General features: G+C 45.6%; 10 protein-coding genes. 3 read left to right on the forward strand and 7 right to left on the reverse strand.

Going from position 1 to position 7,228, the window contains the following annotated elements:
- The first annotated feature begins 127 nt into the window (after positions 1–127).
- Positions 128–1,267, forward strand: a complete 1,140-nt coding sequence (locus FH603_RS27330) for a lycopene cyclase family protein (protein WP_186742385.1) — start codon at positions 128–130, stop codon at positions 1,265–1,267.
- A 32-nt stretch (positions 1,268–1,299) separates the two neighbouring features.
- Here FH603_RS27330 and FH603_RS27335 read toward each other — a convergent pair whose 3' ends face one another.
- The 6 genes from FH603_RS27335 to FH603_RS27360 all read right to left on the reverse strand — a co-directional run bounded on the left by FH603_RS27335 (position 1,300) and on the right by FH603_RS27360 (position 5,230).
- Entirely contained in the window at positions 1,300–2,244 is a 945-nt protein-coding gene (locus FH603_RS27335; protein ID WP_186742387.1) for an IS3 family transposase, read from the reverse strand.
- 2 nt (positions 2,245–2,246) lie between these two features.
- A complete protein-coding gene (locus FH603_RS27340; RefSeq protein WP_186742389.1) occupies positions 2,247–3,614 on the reverse strand; it encodes an IS110 family RNA-guided transposase in 1,368 nt (455 codons plus the stop codon).
- Positions 3,615–3,850: 236 nt separating this feature from the next.
- The gene (locus FH603_RS27345; RefSeq protein ID WP_186742391.1) at positions 3,851–4,132 is read right to left on the reverse strand and encodes a transposase; all 282 of its coding nucleotides are present in this window, start codon (positions 4,130–4,132) and stop codon (positions 3,851–3,853) included.
- Positions 4,129–4,533: a DDE-type integrase/transposase/recombinase gene (locus FH603_RS29395; RefSeq protein ID WP_186750515.1), complete on the reverse strand. Its 405-nt coding sequence runs from the start codon at positions 4,531–4,533 to the stop codon at positions 4,129–4,131. The genes FH603_RS27345 and FH603_RS29395 overlap by 4 nt, the downstream gene beginning before the upstream one ends.
- A gap of 57 nt (positions 4,534–4,590) precedes the next feature.
- Complete coding sequence (locus tag FH603_RS27355; protein WP_186742395.1) at positions 4,591–4,881, reverse strand: hypothetical protein; 291 nt, start codon at positions 4,879–4,881, stop codon at positions 4,591–4,593.
- Between the two features lie 115 nt (positions 4,882–4,996).
- Positions 4,997–5,230, reverse strand: coding sequence for a transposase (locus tag FH603_RS27360; protein WP_235985651.1), 234 nt, complete (start codon positions 5,228–5,230; stop codon positions 4,997–4,999).
- A 304-nt stretch (positions 5,231–5,534) separates the two neighbouring features.
- Between FH603_RS27360 and FH603_RS29400 the strand changes: the two genes are divergently transcribed.
- The gene (locus FH603_RS29400) at positions 5,535–5,786 is read left to right on the forward strand and encodes a DUF4160 domain-containing protein (RefSeq protein WP_186742397.1); all 252 of its coding nucleotides are present in this window, start codon (positions 5,535–5,537) and stop codon (positions 5,784–5,786) included.
- Positions 5,773–6,270 (forward strand): helix-turn-helix domain-containing protein, encoded by a 498-nt coding sequence (locus FH603_RS27370; protein ID WP_186742399.1) that lies wholly within the window; start codon positions 5,773–5,775, stop codon positions 6,268–6,270. Before FH603_RS29400 ends, FH603_RS27370 begins: the two co-directional genes overlap by 14 nt.
- A 435-nt stretch (positions 6,271–6,705) precedes the next feature.
- Here the strand turns inward: FH603_RS27370 and FH603_RS27375 are convergent, their stop codons facing one another.
- On the reverse strand, positions 6,706–6,897 hold the full coding sequence (locus FH603_RS27375; protein WP_186742401.1) for a cold-shock protein: 192 nt from the start codon (positions 6,895–6,897) through the stop codon (positions 6,706–6,708).
- Between the last annotated feature and the right edge of the window lie 331 nt (positions 6,898–7,228).

The raw sequence follows: 7,228 nt of genomic DNA on the forward strand, positions 1-7,228 counted from the left end.
GGAGTTTCACGGTGGCTACGGCTGAAGATAAACTCAAACGATGGTATGAGCAGGTCAATCCTATGAATAAATCAGATTATTCTAATAATTAAATTGGACAAGTACTAGTAGATATAATCACATCTATATGGATCAAACAAACTACGATTACATTATTGCTGGCGCTGGGGCTGCCGGTCTAAGCCTACTCTGCTATCTTCTTGCCGAGGAAAACCTTGCCCAAAAGAATATTCTACTGATTGATCAGGACTTAAAGCAAACGAACGATCGAACTTGGTGCTTCTGGCAGGCCCAAGAAGGTCCTTTTGAGGCATGCGTAAAAAGCCAATGGGACAAGCTTATGTTTCATTCGCCGGACTTTTCGGCGCAAGTAGACATCGGCCCCTATAAATATAAAATGTTGACTAGCATCGCCTTTTATGAGCACTGCTTTCAACTTATTGAGCAGCATCCTAATGTAGTTTTTAAGCAAGACCAAATTGTCTCCATCCATCCGGATGGCTCGGTGGTTGGGGCAAAAAACAACTATAAAGCGGCCTACGTATTTAACAGTGCCTTTCGAAATCCCGCCCAATCAACCCATACCCATCTCTTACTTCAACACTTCAGGGGCTACTTCATTGAAACGGATCAACCTAGCTTTGATGTCGAAAAGCCCGTGTTGATGGATTTTCGAGTCGAGCAAGAAAATGACTGTCGGTTTGTCTATGTGCTACCCACCAGTCCTTGCCAAGCCTTGGTTGAGTATACAGGTTTCTCACCTGATACGTTAGAACCCGCTCAATATGACCAGGCGCTGGATAAGTACATTCAAACTTATTTGGGGCTCAACGAGTACCGAATAACTCACGTCGAGTCGGGCGTAATCCCTATGACGAATGCGGCCTTTCCAGTGGGTGAAGGGGCCATCGTTCATATTGGCACGGCTGGTGGAGCCACCAAGGCCTCCACGGGGTACACCTTTAGCTTTATTCAAAAGCAGTGTCAAGCCATCGCTACCAAGTTAGCTTTAGGCCAGTTGCCCGTCAGCGCCAACCGATTCAAGTTAGATCGTTTCGCTGTGTATGACCGCATCTTTCTGCGGGTATTAACGGAGAGAAAGCGGCCCTCTTGGCTGGTCTTCAACGATCTGTTTAAGCATCTGCCAGCGGGTCTAATTTTGCGCTTTCTGGCGGAAGAAACGAATGTGTTCGAGGAATTTAGATTAACCAATGTAATGGACAAGCCTACGTTCATTTCAGCGGCTCTGCGAGAGGCAATGGCTTAAGTGGACTGGCAACAGTATACTGGAGATTTTTTTCAGGCAGCCATCTGAGAGGTGTAAAAATAAGATTCCTGTTGAGCAGGAGTCTGATACTTCAGGCTTGAATGTCTCCGCCGACGATTGTACCAGCCTTCAATATACTCGAAGGTGGCCAACCGGGCTGCGGCCCGTGTTGGAAAGTCAGTATGGTTCACCAATTCGCTTTTGAATGTTTTGAAAAAGCTCTCAGCTACTGCATTGTCCCAGCAGTTGCCTTTGCGACTCATACTTTGCACGACAGGCAAGCCTTTTAACTGATCCCGAAATTCAGTGCAGGCGTACTGGACACCACGATTAGAATGAAATAGAAGTTCACCCTCTATACGCCTGTTTTTGAGAGCCATACGCCAAGCTGCTACGCTCGTATCCGCAGCTTTCAGACCATCGCTCAAGGCCCATCCGATTACTTTTCGGTGTGCTAAATCCAGCACGGTTGTCAGGTATAGCCAACCCTCACCGGTCGGAATGTAAGTAATATCGGACACCCACTTCTGACCTGGCCTATCTGCCGTGAACTCTCTGTTTAACAGGTTTTTAGCTACTGGATAGTTGTGAGATGAATCAGTAGTCTGAACACGATACTTTTTGTACATGATACTGCGAATGGCCGCTTTGTGCATTAATCGGGCAACCCGATTACGTGATATCTTCACGCCCCGCTGCCGCAATTCATCAGCGATCCGGGGACTACCGTACCGAGACTCGCTCTGAGCGTGTACCTGTCGAATATCGTCTAGCAACTGATCTTGTTTTAGTTGCCTGACACCAACCGGATGCTTACGCCAGTAATAGTACCCACTACTGCTGACTTTCAGTATACTACACATCCTCTCAACGGAAAACTGATTGGCATGTTCCGCTATAAATCGGAATATTTCCCACGGTCCGCCGCGCGGTCTCCCCTGGAGAAGATGCCGACTGCCTTTTTCTGTACAACTCATTATTACATTACTGATAATGAGTGCTTTAAAAATAGCTTCTCCAGTTCTTCTTTGGTTAGTTGAAGGGCGTGTAATTTCTTGTCCAGGTGTTTTAACTTCATGGCTTTCTGCTTCTCAGTGCTTAATTCCACCTGGTTCTTTTGATAGGGTTCGGCTTTGATAATCATGTTCCAAATAATAACAGCCAACTTTCGAGCCGTCGCGATAATGGCTGCCAGCCTACCTTTTTTGAAGGCAATTCGCTTGAAGAAAGGAGTCAGCTCGTGATCTTTCTGATTGCCAATCGAGTTAGCAGCATGGCGCAGGGCTTTGGCTATATGATTCTTCCCCGAAGGCGTTCGATTGCCAATGATCTTACCTCCACTAATTTTATTATTGGGAACTAGACCCAACCAGCAGGCAAAGCTTTTGGCAGTCGGAAATTTATGCAAATCATGGCCCATATTGGTTAGTAGGCACAAAACCGTATTGTAACTGATGCCCGATATGGCAAACAAGTCGGTTTGGAAATATTGGTAGGCCAGATGCGATAGATTAAAGCCAGGTGCGTGTTTACCGGCCCGCTTACGGTTGGATTTCAATTGTTTGGTCTCCTCCACGGATATCTCAACCGCAGGAGCATACTTGACCAAAAACGTTTCAATAACCTGATCACACTCTTTCACTTTAGCTTCATATAGCCGGTAAAAATCCAGCGAGGCCTCCAATTCGAAGAGCAGTTCCGCTCGCCACCAACCTTGCAAGGCATGGGCAATCTCTTGACGCGACTTTTTGACCCGAATACTGATCAGTGAAACTAAGTGGTCAGGTTCACGCTGTCCAGCCAAGATGGCCTCAATAACGGCCATGCCTGATTGGCCAGTAATGTCGTTGAGCACCACATCAAGTCGAATATTCATCAACCGTAGTGCCTTCTGCATCTTATTGCTGTAGCGGGCTGACTGCTCGACCAAATGTAGTCGATGATAATAGTAGGTTCGTAACTGTTGGAAGGTATCGCTCAAGAGTAGACTACCCGATAACAGACCCAGCGAGTGCAATTTTTGAATCCAGATGCAGTCTATGACATCGGTTTTGCGGCCTTTTACATTTTTGGTCTGGTTACCCCCCACCAGCAGTACGTCAAATCCGGCTTGTTGGAGGGCATTGAACAAGGTCTGCCAATAACTGCCTGTACTTTCCATGGCGATGGTGGTCACCCCATGCTGGCGCAGATGGCTGATCATCTCCTGGTGGTCTTTGGTATACACCCCAAATTCGCGCACATTGTCTTTGTTCTGGTCGATAGCCACAAAGTGGCTTCGCGAACCCACGTCGACTCCTGCCGCATGGGGATGGATAATCTGGAACGAAGCTTTGTTGCTTTCCATAGGACATTAGTGGTTAATGACTTCCGGGAGCATATCGGGATTGTAAAAGTTTTCTGTACGGGATTCGCCAAAGCGATCACCAATCAATTCGCCAAATGCCTTCCGAGTGGAAAGGGCATCGTACGCTCCAGCCCAGATTTTAAGAAGGACTTCAGGTAGTACCAGTAAAAGCAGGGGGCTTGGTTCAGAAAGTCAACCAAAAATAGGGTTTCTGGCTGGAACGTAAGTTGTTAAGGCTATTCAACAGCGTATACGCTGTACAGGGATTTTAAGATATCGCGCTCAATTTGAGCGTCTTTGAGTTCTTTCTGTAGTCGTTTAATCAGTTTCTGCTCCTCGCTCAGCCCGGTAGCCGTAGTTGCAAATTGACCAAGGCTTTTGTGGCTCTGTCGCCATTTGGTGACCCGACTCGAATCAATGCCGAGTTCACGGGCAGCTTCCTGCACGGAACCTTTGGCGTGGGACAACTCGACGGCCATCCGCTTGAAGGCCTCGTCAAAAACACGTCTTTTCTTCATGGGTACTTTCGGTTTTCCCCAAATGTTCTTAAAATCCGTCTCCAGTCAAATGTAGCAAGTCCAGTGGCCACATGAGTGAATTCCTGTTTGATTTCAGAGCTTTTCAAAAAGTTACGCACTGAATAAGCAATGAATTGACTGCCATTGTCATTGCGCAAAATGACCCCTTTCAGTTGATGACTCCGATTAATTCGTCGGAAAAGATTGATTAAGTCGATTTGACGAATGCTGCTTTGAAACAACCAGTCCAGAATTTTGCGGCTATACACATCAATGACACTCAGCAGATAGTAATTCCTTCGTTCCCCCTGTACCCAGACGTATTTGATGTCCCATCGCAACGGCGAACCGTCACAGGTATTCCAAAGGCTTGGTCGCTTCAATTCGTCTGAATTTAACAAACTCCCGTTTGCCCGTCGGTCGGATCACTTTACCTAAGAGTAAATTATGCTCCTTCATTAGCCGATACACCGCGCGGCGTCCGCCTTTTTCTTGTTGATCAAGTATTCTTTTTTCAACTCATACGTGATGTATTCATAGCCGAGAGCATTAAACTCAACATTCAGCAATTGCCGAATACGGCTCACTATCAGCTTATTGTCTACCCATGATCCATCCAATTTCATCGTTACCTGGCTGGGTCGGGCTCCCGGTGTACCGGACTGGGGCTGATAATAAGACACGCTCCGAGGCAGGCCTAGCCACTGGCACAATAGGGTACGACTTACTTGCCTTTCGAACTGTTTCATGAGGTTTAGCTTCTCCTGGAGTGGATAGGCGTTTTTTTTAGTAGCTCACTCTTGAGTGGTCCGCCACCGCGGCTCCAGTTCAAGCGCCTGTTTTGCCACAATTCGCTTCAGGCGTTCATTTTCCTCCGACCCGGCGGCCCGGTTCGAGTGCTCGCAGTTGGGGATCGAGACGTGCAAAGGAATCTTTCAGTCCTTCTTTGCCTTTGCTCAAATATTTCAATCGCCACCTGCGCAGCAACGAAGGGGATAAATTGTACTTGCGAGAAGTCTCAGCATGGCCGTCCCGGATGGCTTCCTGGACGATGGAATAGCGGTCTTCGGGAGTAAAACTCCGCCTTATTTTGCTCATGGTATCTGAATGTAAAAGGACTAATCGCAGCGGCGACCCGCCTGTTTTTACAATTTTGTCCAGTTATTCAGGGGGCTAAGACAAAGGGGCATCTCTTTCAGCGAGTGCAGGTCCAGCGACTCATGATTAAGCTTAGAGGCAGCTGAGTCATGAAGCGGTATCAATCGTTGTGGCCAAGGAGTTTTTGGCGGCTTACGAACTAGTTACCCGATCAAGACATACAATAAATAAGCTAATCCACTCCAATATTTCAAAAATAGGAATGAACCATGTTTGATTCCTATTAGTTAATTTTACAGCAAGTATGGCGAGTTACCAATTATCTAAGCATATTCGAGTTTCGATAACAGGACGTGAGCACAATCCGCCTCATGTACATGTTTATTTTGGCGGTAAAGTAGCTCGCGTCTGTATTCAGGATGGTAGTTTATTATCTGGTGATCCAATGCCAGCCCGTGTATCAGCTACTGTTTTGACTTACATAGCTAAAAATAAGATCGCTCTCCTTCAAACTTGGAAAACATTAAACCCCCAATTGCGTAATGAGAACTCCTAGAGTACTAAAAATCTTGAATGTGAGTGGTCACAAAATTCTCAGCTTGTGGGCTAACGGCGAAGTGCGCCAGAATGACTATAGTAAAGAACTTGATTCGTGGCGTCAGCCGGAGATGACCTTTTATAATCAGCTAGCTGATCCAAGCGTATTTGGCCAGGTCATTGCTCAAGATGGACAGTTTACGTGGCCTAAGGTTCAAGTTGAAACGGATATGGGCCGTGGCCCCAAGTGGACCCCTATTCAATTCGACAATTTTCAAACCTACGATGAAGGTAAACTCATTGAGGTTCGACGAGAAATGCAATTAGCTAAACTACTTTTCGATGCCCGCAAAGCGTCTAATTTAACTCAATACGAAGTCGCTAAACGATCAGGCCTCACTCGACAGACCATTTCTAAGATTGAGCGTGCTGAAATACAAATACAATCAGATACTCTTATTACGATAGTCACTGCGATGGGCCGTAAATTAGTGGTGGCTTGATAACGGAAACTATTCCAGAAGCCAGCTACCTCTAATGAATTATAGATTGAGAGCTGTACGTTTATCGTATGATTTACAAAATGACCTAAATGGGATATGGGGATGCTAGATGTATTTGGTAACCGGCTCTCTAATCAATATCAAATTACTAAATGGCCCTTCAAGAACGACCGTTTGTAAAATGCCATAAGACTTCATTAGTCTAAAATCGTTTGGTAGAAGAACCTTTAATAAACGAAAAACGGGTTTTTCGTCGATCCGTAACGACACATAAGCCTTTCTTTTGTAACCTACTCCCTCATTGAGATAGGCCATCAGAACCAGAAAGTCATAAACCTGTAGCCCTGCGCTTAGCGTAGGTTGTCGGCTCCACTAAAACAGATAAACATGCCTTTCAACATGTTTATCTGTAATTGCCGGCTAGCACACTAGCGGTTAAGCCATTTTAACATTAACCGCGTTTAAACCTTTCTTGCCCCGCTCAACGTCAAATTCCACCTTGTCATTCTCTTGGATCTGATCAATCGTTCCCGATACGTGAACAAAGAGATCTTCGCCCCCATCATCAGGCTTAATAAAACCAAATCCTTTGCCGTCATTGAAAAATTTCACGGTTCCTGTTGCCATGTTAATAGTTAAAAGTTAGTTCAACGGCTAAGAACGGGAGAAGCCGGTAAACCACCAAATAGCGATAACGGCTTAAAAACCAGTTGATCAAATCATATCTAATTAATTTAGGGGGCCTTCTCTTGTCGGCTAGCCTACTATAAATCAGGATGGAGTAGGGTAGAATAATGAATATTCAACGTATTAAAAATTGTACTATTTTAAGGGGTGTTGTAAAAGGTATAGACTTTTCGATAACGTGTTAGAATCGCTACCTTACCCAAATACAAATTAACTTTTGGCCCCATGCGTGTTGACGATGCCGATTTACTTGACGAAGTACTACTGGAAA

The sequence above is a fragment of the Spirosoma utsteinense genome (genome assembly GCF_014282275.1).
Classification (GTDB): Bacteria; Bacteroidota; Bacteroidia; order Cytophagales; family Spirosomataceae; genus Spirosoma; species Spirosoma utsteinense.

Bases quoted from the DNA above. Each gene is read 5' to 3' on its own strand.
- FH603_RS27330 (WP_186742385.1), top strand. From the start codon at position 128: ATGGATCAAACAAACTACGATTACATTATTGCTGGCGCTGGGGCTGCC.
- FH603_RS27355 (WP_186742395.1), bottom strand. From the start codon at position 4,881: ATGAAACAGTTCGAAAGGCAAGTAAGTCGTACCCTATTGTGCCAGTGG.
- FH603_RS29400 (WP_186742397.1), top strand. From the start codon at position 5,535: ATGGCGAGTTACCAATTATCTAAGCATATTCGAGTTTCGATAACAGGA.
- FH603_RS27370 (WP_186742399.1), top strand. From the start codon at position 5,773: ATGAGAACTCCTAGAGTACTAAAAATCTTGAATGTGAGTGGTCACAAA.
- FH603_RS27375 (WP_186742401.1), bottom strand. From the start codon at position 6,897: ATGGCAACAGGAACCGTGAAATTTTTCAATGACGGCAAAGGATTTGGT.
- FH603_RS27340 (WP_186742389.1), bottom strand. From the start codon at position 3,614: ATGGAAAGCAACAAAGCTTCGTTCCAGATTATCCATCCCCATGCGGCA.
- FH603_RS27360 (WP_235985651.1), bottom strand. From the start codon at position 5,230: ATGAGCAAAATAAGGCGGAGTTTTACTCCCGAAGACCGCTATTCCATC.
- FH603_RS27335 (WP_186742387.1), bottom strand. From the start codon at position 2,244: ATGAGTTGTACAGAAAAAGGCAGTCGGCATCTTCTCCAGGGGAGACCG.
- FH603_RS27345 (WP_186742391.1), bottom strand. From the start codon at position 4,132: ATGAAGAAAAGACGTGTTTTTGACGAGGCCTTCAAGCGGATGGCCGTC.